A 14,685-nucleotide genomic window follows, 5' to 3' on the forward strand; every position below is an offset into this window, starting at 1 on the left:
CCAACCAAAATATGGATTTAAAGAAAAAAATGCTCCGTGATGATGCTTTAGCCGGAAAAACAATTGTTGTAACCGGTGGTGGTAGTGGTCTTGGAAAATCGATGACTACTTATTTCCTGGAACTGGGAGCAAACGTTGCGATCACTTCCAGAAATATGGAAAAGCTGGAGAAAGTAGCAAAAGAACTGGAAGAACAAACCGGCGGAAGATGTCTTCCTTTGCAGTGTGATGTGAGACATTATGATCAGGTGGAAGCTATGCGCGATAAAGCGGTAGCCGAATTTGGATCTGTAGATATTCTACTGAACAACGCAGCTGGAAATTTCATATCCCCAACAGAACGTTTGAGCGCGAATGCCTTTGATACTATTATTGATATTGTTTTGAAAGGTAGCAAGAACTGCACGCTTGCCTTCGGAAAACACTGGATCGATGAAAAACAGGAAAACAAGAATATCCTTAATATCGTTACTACCTATGCATGGACTGGATCTGCCTATGTAGTTCCAAGTGCTACCGCAAAAGCCGGCGTACTTGCCATGACCAGATCTCTGGCAGTAGAATGGGCAAAGTACGGCATTAGATCTAATGCCATTGCACCTGGACCTTTTCCTACTAAAGGAGCGTGGGACAGATTGCTACCAGGAGATCTAAAGGAAAAGTTCGATCTGGCTAAAAAAGTACCCCTAAAGAGAGTAGGAGATCACCAGGAACTGGCAAATCTCGCCGCATACCTTGTTTCAGATTTCTCTGCATATGTAAATGGTGAAGTGATCACCATAGATGGTGGAGAATGGTTAAAAGGTGCCGGACAGTTTAATTTACTGGAAGATGTTCCTGAAGAAATGTGGGACATGCTGGAACAAATGATCAAATCTAAAAAAGGAAAGTAGTTGTACACACCTTAATTTAAACCGGGCCTTGAAAGCCCGGTTTTTTTATGGAGCTCAATGTCATTTTTTAGACATTACCGTATCATTAATATGTGTTAATTGATTTGAAATATTATCTTGTGTGCAATTAATTAACACCTATTTCAATTTATTATGAAAAAAAACCTAACAGGCAACCTTTGGATGCTGTTCCTGGTATTTACTGGTATTGGTTTCGCTCAAACTAGCGATACCGATGAGATCCCAATGGATCCAAACGTGAAGATCGGGAAGCTTGACAATGGTCTAACCTATTACATTCGCAACAATGGGAAGCCGGAAGACAAATTAGAATTACGCCTAGCACTTAAAGCAGGCTCTATTCTGGAAAACGATGATCAGCAAGGTCTTGCTCATTTTATCGAACACATGAACTTTAACGGTACCAAAAATTTTGAAAAAAATGAACTGGTAGATTACCTGCAAAGTATTGGAGTAAAATTTGGAGCAGATCTTAATGCCTACACCAGCTTTGATGAGACCGTGTATATTCTGCCAATTCCCAGTGATGATGCTGAAAAACTTGAAAAAGGATTCACCATTCTTGAAGACTGGGCGCATAATGCACTTCTTACTGAAGAAGCTATCGACGGCGAACGTGGAGTTGTACTGGAAGAATACAGACTTGGACTTGGGCCAGATAAGAGAATGATGCAGGAATACCTTCCGAAGGTTATGTACAATTCGAGATATGCTGAAAGACTTCCAATAGGAAAGAAAGATGTGATCGAGAATGCAGATTACGAAACTATTCGTAACTACTATAAAGACTGGTACCGTCCAGGACTTATGGCCGTAATTGCGGTTGGTGATCTTGATGTGGAAACCATCGAACAAAAGATCAAATCTCACTTCTCAAACCTTGAAGCCAGGGAAAACCCGGTAGAACGTAAAGAATATGGTGTACCTAACCATGATTCAACTTTTGTAGCCATCGCATCAGACCCTGAAGCTAACTTTAGCCAGGTTAGTATCTATTATAAGGATATGGAAGAAGCGGAAGATGTAGTGACTATTGCAGATTACAAGAAACAACTGGAAAAAAACATGTTTTCTTCTATGATCAATAACAGGCTGCAGGAACTTGCCAACTCCTCTACTCCCCCATTTACTTATGGTTTTTCATATTATGGCGGAACTTACTCCCCAAAGAAAAACGCTTACCAGTCTTTTGCTATGGCCGGAGAGAATTCACAAGTGGAAGCTCTAAAAGCATTGGTGACAGAAAATGAGCGAGTAAAAAGATATGGTTTTAGCGAAGCTGAATTTGAAAGAGCTAAGAAAGAATACCTTGCTCAGCTTGAGAAAGCTTATAAGGATCGTGACAAGCAGGAAAGCAATAGAATTATTGGTCAATACGTAAGTCATTTTCTGGAAGATTCACCAATACCCGGAACAGAATGGACCTACGAATTTGCTAAGAACAACCTTGATGCCATTAAACTGGAGAATATCAATGGTTTGATTAACAACTTCCTGCATGATGAAAATAGAGTCATCGTTTTCACCGGACCAGAAAAAGAATCGGTTAAAAAGATTTCTGAAGAGCAAGTACTTGCCGTTCTTGCTGACGTTAAAAACTCTGAGATCGAGAAGTATGCAGATGAAGAAGTTCGTGAAAATCTAATTACTGAAATGCCTGAAAAAGGTTCTGTAAAAGAATCAACTGTCAATGAAGAATTAGGGATTACGACCATGATCCTTAGCAACGGTGCTAAAATAATGCTGAAGAAAACTGATTTCAAAAATGATGAGATCCTGTTTTCAGCATATAGTGAAGGAGGAAACTCTTTGTACTCAGACGACGAATATATGTCTACAGTTTATGCCAATGCTGGTCTTAACGAAGCCGGTGTAGGAGGTTTAGATAAGAATGACATGAATAAAATGATGAGCGGTAAGATCGTGAATGTGAATCCGCAGATATCTACTTACTCTGAAGGATTGAATGGTTCTTCCACTCCAAAAGATTTTGAGACCCTGATGCAGATGATCCATTTGTATTTTACAGATCTTAATAAAGATGAAGAGGCGTACCAGTCCTTTGTGACCAAGCAGAAAAATTTTCTTGGCAACCTGATGTCTAATCCAAACTTCTATTTTCAAAATGAGTTGAGTAAATTCAGAAATGAAGGTAATACGAGATATGTAGGTTTCCCTACTCCAGAAAAGTATGACGAAATGGATTACGATCTTGCTTACCAGAAATACCAGGAACGTTTTGCTGATGCTTCAGACTTTACATTTTTCTTTGTTGGAAATGTAGATGAAGCTCAATTAAAGGAATACGCCAGCACTTATATTGCAAGTCTTCCTGCTTCCAATTCTGATGAAGAATACAAAGCACCGGTATTTAGAGAGAAAACCGACGAGCAGCGTAGTAAAACTATCTATAAAGGTTCAGATCCTAAAAGTCAGGTAAGCATCATCTGGAACGGTGAAACTGAATATGACAAAGAAGATGATCTTGCATTGTCTGCACTTGGAGAAGTTCTTACCATTAAACTGGTAGAACAACTACGTGAAGAAGAAGGTGGTGTATACGGAGTTGGAGCTCGTGGAAACATGTCTGAAATTCCTTATGACAGCTACAGCTTTTCGATCTCATTTCCATGTGGACCTGAGAACGTAGACAAGCTTACGAAGGCTGCTCTTGCTGAAGTTAAAAAGCTAAGAACAGAAGGTCCTACGGAAGAAGATCTTGCAAAAGTGAAAGAAACTTTCAAGGTACAGCGCAAGGAACAATTACAGGAAAACCAATTCTGGATGCAACAGCTTAGAAAAGCCGAAGAAGAAGGCTTCAAATTGAGCGAGATCAGCAAATTCAATGAAATGGTTGATGATCTTGAAGCAGAAGAGCTTCAGGAACTAGCGGAAGAATTCTTAGGTTCAAATTATTTACTGGGAGTTCTAATGCCAGAAACTGAGGAAGCTTCAGCAGAATAAATAGAGAAAAATTTTGTTTAATTGACCGCCGCCAGAATTAACCTGGCGGCGGTTTTTTATTTTAAGCATTCTTCAGAAGCTGTTAACAAATACATTTTCTAAACCTATAATAAATTGTATTTTTACCTTTCAAAAATCAGACTGAATTAATGGGTAAAATCATTGCTATTGCCAACCAAAAGGGAGGAGTGGGTAAAACCACAACATCTGTAAACCTTGCAGCTTCACTTGGGGTTTTAGAGAAAAAGATCTTATTGATTGATGCCGATCCACAGGCCAATGCCACATCGGGATTGGGGATAGATGTTGAGGAAGTGGAAAATGGAACTTATCAACTACTGGAGCACTCGGTAAAAGCAGAAGATGCCATTCAAAAAACCAATTCTCCAAACCTGGATATTATCCCGGCACATATTGATCTTGTTGCTATAGAAATTGAGTTGGTGGACCAGGAAAACAGGGAAAGCATGTTAAAGCGTGCCATCACTCCTTTGAAAGAACTGTATGATTATATCCTGATAGATTGTGCTCCATCTCTTGGACTACTCACGCTAAATGCGCTTACTGCTTCAGATTCTGTGATCATACCTATTCAATGTGAATATTTTGCACTGGAAGGTCTGGGTAAATTACTGAACACGATCAAAAGCGTTCAGAAATTACATAATAACAAGCTCGATATTGAAGGTTTGCTATTAACTATGTATGATTCAAGGTTACGTTTGTCTAACCAGGTCGTAGATGAGGTTAAAAAACATTTTGATGAGATGGTTTTCGAAACAATCATTCAGCGAAATGTTCGTTTAAGTGAAGCACCAAGTTATGGTGAAAGTATCATTAACTATGACGCTTCCAGTAAAGGAGCCAGCAATTACCTAAGCCTGGCACATGAAATTATTAAGAAAAACGAATAGAAATGGCTAAGGCTACCAGAAAACAGGCATTGGGGAGAGGACTTTCAGCCTTACTCAAAGATCCTGATAACGATATAAAATCTGCAGAAGATAAAAATGCCGATAAACTTGTTGGACATATTGTTGAACTGGAACTATCTTCTATTGAAGTAAACCCATTTCAGCCAAGAACCAGCTTTAACGAAGACTCGCTAAAGGAGCTTGCTACTTCCATTCGGGAGCTTGGAGTGATCCAGCCAATTACTGTAAGAAAACTTGATTTTGACAAATACCAGCTGGTATCTGGAGAAAGAAGATTTAGAGCGTCAAAACTGGTAGGTCTTAAGACCATCCCTTCTTATATTCGAATCGCGAACGACCAGGAATCCCTGGAAATGGCGCTTGTAGAAAATATCCAGAGACAGGATCTTGATCCTATAGAAATTGCTATTTCTTACCAGAGATTAATCGATGAGATCCAGTTAACCCAGGAACAATTAAGTGACAGGATTGGGAAAAACAGGTCTACAGTTGCCAATTACCTCAGGCTGTTAAAATTGGATCCTATCATCCAGACCGGGATGAGAGATGGCTTCCTCAGTATGGGACATGGCCGTGCACTTATCAATATTGATGACACGCAGCAACAGCTTGATATTTACGAGAAGATCCTTCAAAAATCACTGTCAGTTCGAGAAACCGAGCAATTAGTTCGTGAGCTTAATGGCAAAGGGAAAACTTCAGGTAATACCACTGCTAAGACCAGTGTTCCAAAAACCTATAAAAAAGGGATTAAGGAATTTTCAGAATATCTTGGAACCAAGGTAGATGTGAAGGTGACCAAAAAAGGAAGTGGAAAACTAACTATTCCGTTTTCTTCGGAAGAAGATTTTGAGCGCATCAAAAACCTGATCAAAAGTGAAGAATAGATCACTACTTTGTATATTATCAGTGCTGTTCTCTTTTTCAGGAATCCAGGCGCAAACCGACTCTTTAAGCATTCAGGGAAAGGAAGGTATTGAAACTGAAATTGTAGAAAAGGATTATGAACCCTATAACGCACTTGCCCCGGCAAAGGCTGCTTTTTACTCGGCAATACTTCCCGGTTTAGGACAGGCTTACAATGGCAGCTACTGGAAAATTCCTATCGCTTATGGCGGACTAGCCACAGGAATTTATTATTATCTCGAAAACGATAAGCAATACTCGAAGTACCGGGATGCCTATAAGAGCAGGATCGCGGGTAGAGAAGACCAATTTAACGGCAAGGACGAAAGGGTATTTGTTAGCACAGATGGTCTTATAAGAGCTCAGGAAGTATATCAGAAAAATAAAGAGATCTCATTACTGGTAACGGTTGGCGTTTATATTCTGAATATCATCGATGCAAATGTAGAGGCTCATTTACGACAGTTTAATGTTGATGAGGACCTAACGCTTCAACCTAATTTCGATTTCAATTCACTTACCGGAAAAACTAATTACGGACTTACTTTAAACTTTAATTTTTAAATGAAAATCGCTCTTTTAGGCTACGGAAGAATGGGTAAAACCATTGAGGAAATCGCGAAAAACAGAGGTCACGAGATCGTACTGAAAGTAAGTGATGATATCGAAAATCATGATCTCACGAAGGCTGATGTTGCTATAGATTTCAGTGTACCCGATGCTGCTTTTAAAAATATCACGACCTGTTTTAAAGCTGGAGTTCCAGTTGTAAGTGGAACTACCGGTTGGCTGGATGATTATGAAAAGGCAACGAAAATTTGTTCCGAAGAAAATTCAGCATTTATATATGCATCAAATTTCAGTCTCGGGGTCAACGTGTTTTTCGAACTGAACCGGAAATTAGCCGGAATGATGCAAGGTCTGGAAGATTACTTCGTAGAAATCGAGGAAATTCACCATACCAAAAAACTGGATGCTCCCAGCGGCACTGCAATTAGCCTTGCTGAACAGATCATTCATGAAAACAAGCAATTAAAAGGCTGGCAATTAGATTCGACAGATGAGAATAAAATTCCGATCCATGCCAAGCGTATTGAAGATGTTCCAGGAACCCACGTGGTAAGCTACGATTCTGAAATTGATACCATCGAGATCAAACATACCGCTAAAAGCAGGCAGGGATTTGCTCTTGGAGCTGTGGTCGCTGCAGAATACCTTAAAGACAAAACAGGTATTTATAGCATGAAAGATGTACTTGCCGATCTTTTTAAGAACTAATTTGTAACAAATGCAGGCGTTTTCAGCCTAACCAGTAAAAGAAATCAATATGACATTTACCGAATGGTTCATTTTTTTCCTGATCATACAGGTGGTTCATTTTTTAGGGACCTGGAAACTTTATCAGCGTGCAGGTAGAAAAGCATGGGAAGCTGCGGTTCCGGTTTACAATGCAGTTGTTTTAATGCAGATCATCAACCGACCGAAATGGTGGGTTATACTTTTCTTTATTCCCATCGTAAACCTGATCATCATACCAGTTACGTGGGTGGAAACCATTCGAAGCTTCGGTAGAAATTCAACTGCCGAGACCTTTGCGGTAATTCTAACCTTAGGATTTTATATTTACTATGTCAATTATGCTACCAACGATCCATATATCGTAGATAGAGACCTGAAACCGCGATCTGAAGTTGGTGAATGGGTAAGTTCCATCCTATTTGCGGTAATTGCCGCAACTATCGTGCATACTTACTTTATGCAGCCTTTTACTATTCCAACCTCTTCTCTCGAAAAAACCTTGCTGGTAGGTGACTTTCTGTTGGTAAGCAAATTCCATTACGGTGCAAGAATACCGAAGACTGCAGTGGCCTTTCCAATGGTACACGACACCATTCCTGTAGTTAATACCAAGTCGTATCTAAACGATCCACAGATCCCCTATCTTAGATTTCCCGGTTTTGAAGATATAGAACGTAACGATATTGTTGTATTCAACTGGCCTGTAGATACCGTAAATGCTTTTCAGCAATATGGAGATGGGAAATATTACGAAAAACCGATCGATAAAAAATCCAATTATGTAAAGCGTGCGGTGGGAGTCCCTGGAGATTCACTATCTGTAAAGAATGGATTCGTATTTATTAACGGTGAGCAATTGCAATTGCCAGAAAGAGCTAAACCACAGTTTACCTATACCGGTGTGACTAAAGGGCAGCCATTCAATCCTCAAACGCTATACAAAGTTTATGATATTACAGATGGTTTTGGATATAATCCGGCCACCAATGAATTTACTTTCGTTGCTATTACAGAAGAGACTTTTGAAAGACTTAAGAATCATCCCAATGTGGCCAGCATCAAAAGAGCGGCAGATACTTTATCTAAAAGCAGTAGGTTGTTTCCAAATGACAGGGGGCGATGGAACAATGATAATTTTGGACCTATTTATATTCCGAAGAAAGGTGCTACTGTAAAGATCACCCCTGAAAGCATGCCTTTTTACAAGGAGATCATCGAAACTTATGAAGGTTCTGAGTATGGTTTAAATAATAAACTAAGCCTGAATGGTACTCAGGTATTGTTGAATGGAAGTCCGATATCTGAATACACTTTTCATCAGAATTACTACTGGATGATGGGGGACAACAGAAATAATTCTGAAGATAGTAGATCTTGGGGTTATGTTCCTGAAAATCATGTGGTAGGTAAACCTGTTTTTATATGGTTGAGCTGGGATTCCAATGCCAGCGGATTTGATAAAATTCGATGGGATCGTGTTTTTACTACAGTTAAAGGTGACGGAAGTCCAACCTCGTTTTTACCGTATTTCCTGATCGCATTGGTAGTCTTCTTCGGATGGAGATTTTTCAAACAACGTAGAGAAGCTTAAGGATGGATCCGGTTTTACTACATCCCTCCTATTTTGGACCAGTAAGTCAATGGGTTGCCTTTACTAAAGCTGAAGCGGTAATATTTGAAGCTGAGGATAATTACCAGAAACAAACTTACCGTAATCGCATGTATATCTATGATGCCAACGGAAAGCTTACTCTAAACATTCCTATAAAACACAATGCAGCATTAGGACTTCCAAAAAGGAGCAAACAGAAATACCGGGATATTCAGATCGAGAATGAATTCCCATGGCAGTTGCAGCACTGGCGTGCATTTAAAGCTTCGTATCAGACCTCTCCATTTTTCGAATTCTATGAAGATGAATTGAGGCCGCTTTACGAAAACTCCTTCAAATATCTGCTAGATTTTAATTATCGCTGTATGGAGTTTGTCGCCGATTCATTACAGGTCGACTGGACATTTGATCAAACTTTAGAGTTTGAACTGAAGCCGGAAGGGATGCTTGATCGTAGAAACCTTATAAATGCAAAATCTGATTTTGGATTTGAAAACGTGAGGTATCACCAGGTTTTTGAAGAGAAACAAGGTTTTCTAAACAACCTGTGCGTTCTTGACCTTATCTTTAATGAAGGGCCAGCATCACTAGCTTACTTGCAGGAACAAAACTTATAATTTAATTGAAGCAGATACCGGGAAATGATCTGAGAAATCAACATCGTATTTTTCAAATTCGAGTATTTCCATTTGCTTTTCTATTAATAAGAAATCGATACGAAGTGGAAAATAATTCAGTTTAAAACTTTTTCCGAAGCCTGTACCAGCAGTTAAAAATGCATCGTTAAAACGACCATCCTGACGCACCAGATCATAGATATAAGAGAAACTAGTATTATTAAAATCACCCATGATAATAGTCTTGTACGGTGATTCATCTACTTCTCTCATCATCATTTCTGCCTGTTCCTGTTGGAGAGAAAATCCATATCCGATTCTACCCAGTAATTTCTTAGAATCTTCATTCTTAAGGTCAGTAATACCCGGTTTGATATTTAAAGACTGGAAATGCACATTAAAAACACGCAGTGTATCTTTATTAACAAGAATATCAGCATATATTGCATTGTTATTTCCATCATGGGGGAAGTCTACGGAATGCTCTTTTATAATTGGATATTTAGAAAAGATCGCCGATCCAAATTCTGAATTTTTACCCTTCAGCTTAACGTACTTATATGGATAGATTTTCGATAATTCGGCAGCACCTACATAATGTTCCTGCACACTCAGAATATCCGGATTCTTTTCTTTTACAAAAGCAGTGATCTTTTCAGGAATATCGGTTCTTTCAGTCCAGTTATAGGCATTGAACATTCGAACGTTATAACTCATTAACGTAAGATCTGCTTCCAGTTCTTCATCGATATCATTTCCGAAGTTTACAAAAACAGAGATATAATTATAGCCTAACAAAAGTACAATTAAGGACAGCAATAATTGTCTTTTAAGTCGGATCAACCAGTACACCAGGAAAAGTGCATTTAGTATGATAAGTACAGGAACTCCCAGACTTAGTACCGAAAGTAGCGGAAAGGTTTTTGGAGGAACATGAGGTAATAAATAGGAGAATAGTAAGGCCGTAGCTGCAAGCGAATTAAGTACAAAGACAAGCTTGTCAAAAAGATTTAGATTCTTCATCTAGTCTTCTTTACCGGCCTGGAATAAATAGTCCTTTTCAGCTTTAGACAAACTCTCATATCCGCTTTTGCTGATCTTATCAAGAATGTTATCTACTTTTTGCTGTTTCTCATTTTTACTTGAGGAAGTAGTTTTGGTTTTTGTATTGCGAGTTTTTGCAGCCTGAGTCTTATTACGATGTACTGTTTTCATTTTTGGCTTGCGTTCGCCTGGTTTGAATAAGGTCTCAACACTATCCATAATATTCTCGAACCATTTTCCAATATCATTCCCTTTCTGAAGCTGTTTAGTATAAATATACCCTAGAGCTGCACCTCCAAGATGCGCAAAATGCCCACCTGCGTTACCCATTGGAATTTGTATGACATCAAGTGCAACCAGAAATGCGGCGATATACCAGAATTTCACACTGCCTATCAGCATTAATCTCACTCTCATGTTCGGGACGTGTGTGGCTATTCCTATAAGTACAGCCATCACTCCTGCGGAAGCTCCTATTAAATAAGATTTTCCGGTACCCTGAAAAGCTGGAAAAAGGTTATAACTAAGCATATAGACCAGAGCTCCAATGATGATCCCCAGGAAATAGTAATTCAGTAGTCTTTTAGGTGAAAAATAATTCAGGAAATAGATTCCCGAAAAATATAGAATAAGCATATTGGATGCAATATGCCAGATGCCGCTATGTAGAAATGCATAGGTAATGATCGACCATGGCTTCATAATATATTCCAGCGGCTCCTTCGGAAAAACTAACCATTCCAGTAAAAAATCTGAAGGGAAGTTGAATAAATAAGCAATGGTTCTAAATAGGTAGAAAACAAGGAACGCCAGTACGTTCACCGCAATAAGCTTCTCAACTACCGTAGCAGTTTGTAACTTAAATCTTATTTTGTCTGCTGCGCTCATTAGTACCAGCGATTATCGTTAAACTGATTCTTCTTCCAGTAATACATCATCAGGAACCCGAACAGGGCGCCTCCAACGTGAGCAAAATGTGCTATAGATCCTCCAAATAAAGAGTAACCCGTAACTCCTGAGAACAGGTCTAATAGAATGATCGCAGGTATAAAGTATTTAGCTTTGATTGGTACAGGCACGAATAAAAGGAATAATTCTACATTAGGAAACATCATACCAAACGCTACAAGAATCCCATATATTGCTCCGGAAGCTCCTACAGCTGGCGTAGTGAACGCTTCGTAGGCGCTTTGTAAAGTATCCATGGGTACAGTGTCCAGAATTGCTTTTGGATATTCCCCGGTTAAGAAGAAATTATCGACCTGGGTCATGTTCATTCCCGCATCCAGTAAATCCTGAACTCCCGACTGGTACCCATAAAAATTTACAAGCGTATGCAGCAAAGCGGCTCCAATCCCGGCTGTAAAGTAAAAAAATAAAAATCTTTTCTGTCCCAGCATTTGTTCAATAGGTCCACCAAAGGCCCACAAAGCGTACATATTAAAAAGAATATGTGTAAAGCCGCCATGCATGAACATGTGGGTAATGACCTGCCAAACCTGGAAATTCGGATTCTTGACGAACCAGAGTGCGAAATACTCGTAGGCTACATCACCTAATAGCTGACTCCCAATGAAAAATATCACATTGATAATCAATAACGTCTTTACCGTATCTGTAATCTTTCCCATCAGGCAAATTTTTTGTCCAATTCCTCTATAGATAGCGTAGTGAAAATGGTTCTATTTGAAGGACTTAAAGCCGGTTCTTTACAGGCAAAAAGTCGGTTAACAATATGTTGTTGCTCAGCTGAATTCAACATGGTTCCAGAACGAACCGCCATTGAATTTGCTAAAGATTTAGATAATAGATCGGTTTGAGAAAATCCATTATCAGGTACGTCTTTTTCAAAGTCGGCAATTAGCTGTTCCAGTAAAATTTCTACTTCACTCTCAGAGATCAGAGTCGGAATTCCAGAGATTTCCACTTCATCTTTATCGAATGATGAAAAGATAAAACCGGTTTGTTCCAGCGATTCTTTGATCTCCTGCAGCATCTCCATTTCTTGATGATTAAACTGAAGTTTCAAAGGAAATAATAATTGCTGACTAACTGCAGCAGAAACGGTAATATTCTTCAATAATTCCTCGTAAAGGATGCGCGTATGAGCACGGTGCTGATCAATAACGAGTATACCGCTCTTTAAAGTGGAAATAATATATTTTTTATGAAGCTGAAAGGTGGATTTCTCGATCTCATCTTCTTTCCCGGCAAAAAGATTACCGGTAACCTCTTCACTTTCAAATTCTATTTGTCGAACATCTACGTCTGAAGTTGACTCAGATTCCAAACCAGAGTACAGGCTTTCCCATTCTGCAGGCTTATCTCTCCTGTATTTAGAAATTGAAGGGTTATAGGAGCGTGCAGAGTTCTCAGATTGAAATGGATTAAAATTTCTATCTACCTCGATCTGAGGCGCACTCGCCTGTTTTGACTGATAATTATACGGTGTATCCAATTCAGAATCCCTATCAAAATCCAGAATAGGCGCTACATTAAACTGGCCAAGCGCGTGCTTGATAGCACTTTTCAAGATAGCATATAAAGCATGCTCATCGTCAAACTTGATCTCAGTTTTAGTTGGATGAATGTTGATATCGATCGTTTTTGGATCTACATCCAGATAAAGAAAATAGCTCGGGTAGCTTTTATCTTTAAGCAGCCCTTCAAAAGATGCTACAACAGCATGATTTAAATACGGACTTTTAATAAAACGATTATTCACGAAGAAGAACTGTTCTCCCCTGCTCTTTTTAGCGAATTCAGGTTTGCCTACGAATCCGGAAATTTTGACGATACCAGTATCTTCTTCAACCGGAACAAGCTTTTCGTTCGTTTTTCCACCAAGAATGTTGGTGATTCTCTGGCGATGATTGGCCGCAGGTAATTGAAATAATTCGTTCCCGTTATGAGTTAGTGAAAAACTAATATCTGGATGCGCCAGCGCCACACGTTGAAATTCATCAATGATATGCCGCGTCTCAACATTATCAGACTTCAAAAAATTTCTCCGGGCTGGTATATTGTAAAAAAGATTCTTGACGCTAATACAGGTTCCCTTTGGAGTTACACAGGCATCCTGGGCAGAGATCTTGCTTCCTTCGATCTTAATGCAGGTCCCAATCTCTTCATTCTCTGTTTTCGTCTTTAACTCCACATGCGCGATCGCAGCAATGGATGCAAGGGCTTCACCTCGAAAACCTTTGGTTCTCAAGGCAAAAAGATCATCGGCAATTTTAATTTTGGAAGTTGCATGTCTTTCAAAGCTCATGCGCGCATCTGTGATACTCATTCCAGCACCATCATCAATGACCTGTATCAAAGTCTTACCAGCGTCTTTAATGACCACCTGTATTCGACCTGAATGTGCGTCTATACTATTTTCGAGAAGTTCTTTGATTACTGAAGCCGGTCGTTGAACCACCTCACCCGCAGCGATCTGGTTTGCAACATGATCGGGCAACAGTTGAATAATGTTATTCATCTAACGGGGATTCGAGAAAATGGACAAATCAAAATCTAATATCCACAGGCAAATAAAGACGAGTACTACTATAATGTATACAACACGACGGTTAATACTTCTATTACCTCTCGTTCGACTGGATTCACGAGCCTCAGCCCAGTGAGAACCGAAATCGATCGCATTTGTAGCTTCTCTGTATTTGTTGAATTTTGAGTCAAAATCATAGACATTCCCGGTATCCTTCCCTTTATAATAACGAGGAGTGTAATTATACCTGGTATTTTTCCTGATCTTGCCTAAATTGATTTTCAAAACTGTAGATTGTTTGCTGTTCCAAATTTACTCAAAATGCTTCAGAATTCCGAAGCCTTATTCGATTAATAAGAACACAAAGACAATGCCGTTTTGAAAATCCTGCTTATCCCTTGTAGAATTTAGCGTCCTTTCTAAGCTGAGCCATCTTTATCGCGGCAATAGCAGCTTCTGTTCCTTTATTCCCGTGTTCTCCACCACTTCTGGCGCGAGACTGCTCGATATTATTATCTGTAAGTACACAAAAAATGACCGGAATATCTGTCTGTACATTGAGATCTTTAATGCCCTGCGTTACCCCATCACATACAAAGTCAAAGTGCTTGGTCTCTCCCTGTATTACATTTCCAACGGCAACGATTGCATCCAGCATTTCAAAACTTTCCTGCATTTTCTTGCAGCCGTAAATAAGTTCAAAGCTACCTGGAACGTTCCAGCGTACAATGTTCTCCTTTTGCACACCGTTTTCGATCCACGCATCAAATGCACCCTGAAACAAGCCTTGTGTTATTTCCTCATTCCATTCAGAAACAACAATCCCAAACCGAAAGTCTTTCGCGTTTGGGATTGTATCTTTATCGTACTCTGAAAGGTTATTACCTTTTGTAGCCATATA

General features: G+C 39.4%; 14 protein-coding genes. 8 read left to right on the forward strand and 6 right to left on the reverse strand.

Translation table 11 applies throughout. The annotated features are described in order from the left end of the window. Window positions 1-11: 11 nt before the first annotated feature. The 8 genes from ABVM50_RS14560 (at window position 12) to ABVM50_RS14595 (ending at window position 9,247) form a co-directional block, all read left to right on the forward strand. On the forward strand, window positions 12-893 hold the full coding sequence (locus tag ABVM50_RS14560) for an SDR family oxidoreductase (RefSeq protein ID WP_141878239.1): 882 nt from the start codon (window positions 12-14) through the stop codon (window positions 891-893). A gap of 153 nt (window positions 894-1,046) precedes the next feature. Beyond that, window positions 1,047-3,878, forward strand: coding sequence for a M16 family metallopeptidase (locus ABVM50_RS14565; protein ID WP_405199231.1), 2,832 nt, complete (start codon window positions 1,047-1,049; stop codon window positions 3,876-3,878). Between the two features lie 149 nt (window positions 3,879-4,027). Continuing rightward, the gene (locus ABVM50_RS14570; RefSeq protein WP_141878241.1) at window positions 4,028-4,792 is read left to right on the forward strand and encodes a ParA family protein; all 765 of its coding nucleotides are present in this window, start codon (window positions 4,028-4,030) and stop codon (window positions 4,790-4,792) included. A gap of 2 nt (window positions 4,793-4,794) precedes the next feature. Beyond that, window positions 4,795-5,700: a ParB/RepB/Spo0J family partition protein gene (locus ABVM50_RS14575; protein ID WP_405199232.1), complete on the forward strand. Its 906-nt coding sequence runs from the start codon at window positions 4,795-4,797 to the stop codon at window positions 5,698-5,700. Then, window positions 5,690-6,283, forward strand: coding sequence for a DUF5683 domain-containing protein (locus ABVM50_RS14580; protein WP_405199233.1), 594 nt, complete (start codon window positions 5,690-5,692; stop codon window positions 6,281-6,283). The genes ABVM50_RS14575 and ABVM50_RS14580 overlap by 11 nt, the downstream gene beginning before the upstream one ends. Further along, on the forward strand, window positions 6,284-6,997 hold the full coding sequence (gene dapB, locus ABVM50_RS14585; RefSeq protein WP_405199234.1) for a 4-hydroxy-tetrahydrodipicolinate reductase: 714 nt from the start codon (window positions 6,284-6,286) through the stop codon (window positions 6,995-6,997). Window positions 6,998-7,046: 49 nt separating this feature from the next. Next, window positions 7,047-8,609 (forward strand): signal peptidase I, encoded by a 1,563-nt coding sequence (lepB, locus tag ABVM50_RS14590; protein WP_405199235.1) that lies wholly within the window; start codon window positions 7,047-7,049, stop codon window positions 8,607-8,609. A 2-nt stretch (window positions 8,610-8,611) separates the two neighbouring features. Further along, a complete protein-coding gene (locus ABVM50_RS14595) occupies window positions 8,612-9,247 on the forward strand; it encodes a WbqC family protein (RefSeq protein ID WP_405199236.1) in 636 nt (211 codons plus the stop codon). On the opposite strand, the gene ABVM50_RS14600 is transcribed toward ABVM50_RS14595, so the two are convergent. From ABVM50_RS14600 to ribH, 6 genes are all read right to left on the reverse strand, one after another. Beyond that, complete coding sequence (locus ABVM50_RS14600; RefSeq protein WP_405199237.1) at window positions 9,242-10,270, reverse strand: endonuclease/exonuclease/phosphatase family protein; 1,029 nt, start codon at window positions 10,268-10,270, stop codon at window positions 9,242-9,244. The two genes, ABVM50_RS14595 and ABVM50_RS14600, sit on opposite strands and share 6 nt — an antisense overlap. Beyond that, the gene (locus ABVM50_RS14605; RefSeq protein WP_405199238.1) at window positions 10,271-11,179 is read right to left on the reverse strand and encodes a rhomboid family intramembrane serine protease; all 909 of its coding nucleotides are present in this window, start codon (window positions 11,177-11,179) and stop codon (window positions 10,271-10,273) included. It lies immediately after the preceding gene. Continuing rightward, window positions 11,179-11,922, reverse strand: coding sequence for a rhomboid family intramembrane serine protease (locus tag ABVM50_RS14610; RefSeq protein WP_141878249.1), 744 nt, complete (start codon window positions 11,920-11,922; stop codon window positions 11,179-11,181). Before ABVM50_RS14610 ends, ABVM50_RS14605 begins: the two co-directional genes overlap by 1 nt. Next, window positions 11,922-13,775, reverse strand: a complete 1,854-nt coding sequence (gene mutL, locus ABVM50_RS14615) for a DNA mismatch repair endonuclease MutL (RefSeq protein WP_405199239.1) — start codon at window positions 13,773-13,775, stop codon at window positions 11,922-11,924. The genes ABVM50_RS14610 and mutL overlap by 1 nt, the downstream gene beginning before the upstream one ends. After that, window positions 13,776-14,069, reverse strand: coding sequence for a hypothetical protein (locus ABVM50_RS14620; RefSeq protein ID WP_260443423.1), 294 nt, complete (start codon window positions 14,067-14,069; stop codon window positions 13,776-13,778). A 106-nt stretch (window positions 14,070-14,175) separates the two neighbouring features. Beyond that, window positions 14,176-14,682 (reverse strand): 6,7-dimethyl-8-ribityllumazine synthase, encoded by a 507-nt coding sequence (ribH, locus tag ABVM50_RS14625; RefSeq protein WP_295181610.1) that lies wholly within the window; start codon window positions 14,680-14,682, stop codon window positions 14,176-14,178. Window positions 14,683-14,685: the final 3 nt, after the last annotated feature.

The organism is Christiangramia sp. LLG6405-1, assembly GCF_045055805.1.
Classification (GTDB): Bacteria; Bacteroidota; Bacteroidia; order Flavobacteriales; family Flavobacteriaceae; genus Christiangramia.

Excerpts from the sequence above, each read along its gene's own strand:
- ABVM50_RS14560 (WP_141878239.1), top strand. The coding sequence starts at position 12 with ATGGATTTAAAGAAAAAAATGCTCCGTGATGATGCTTTAGCCGGAAAA.
- ABVM50_RS14565 (WP_405199231.1), top strand. The coding sequence starts at position 1,047 with ATGAAAAAAAACCTAACAGGCAACCTTTGGATGCTGTTCCTGGTATTT.
- ABVM50_RS14570 (WP_141878241.1), top strand. The coding sequence starts at position 4,028 with ATGGGTAAAATCATTGCTATTGCCAACCAAAAGGGAGGAGTGGGTAAA.
- ABVM50_RS14575 (WP_405199232.1), top strand. The coding sequence starts at position 4,795 with ATGGCTAAGGCTACCAGAAAACAGGCATTGGGGAGAGGACTTTCAGCC.
- dapB (WP_405199234.1), top strand. The coding sequence starts at position 6,284 with ATGAAAATCGCTCTTTTAGGCTACGGAAGAATGGGTAAAACCATTGAG.
- lepB (WP_405199235.1), top strand. The coding sequence starts at position 7,047 with ATGACATTTACCGAATGGTTCATTTTTTTCCTGATCATACAGGTGGTT.
- ABVM50_RS14595 (WP_405199236.1), top strand. The coding sequence starts at position 8,612 with ATGGATCCGGTTTTACTACATCCCTCCTATTTTGGACCAGTAAGTCAA.
- ABVM50_RS14600 (WP_405199237.1), bottom strand. The coding sequence starts at position 10,270 with ATGAAGAATCTAAATCTTTTTGACAAGCTTGTCTTTGTACTTAATTCG.
- ABVM50_RS14605 (WP_405199238.1), bottom strand. The coding sequence starts at position 11,179 with ATGAGCGCAGCAGACAAAATAAGATTTAAGTTACAAACTGCTACGGTA.
- ABVM50_RS14610 (WP_141878249.1), bottom strand. The coding sequence starts at position 11,922 with ATGGGAAAGATTACAGATACGGTAAAGACGTTATTGATTATCAATGTG.
- mutL (WP_405199239.1), bottom strand. The coding sequence starts at position 13,775 with ATGAATAACATTATTCAACTGTTGCCCGATCATGTTGCAAACCAGATC.
- ribH (WP_295181610.1), bottom strand. The coding sequence starts at position 14,682 with ATGGCTACAAAAGGTAATAACCTTTCAGAGTACGATAAAGATACAATC.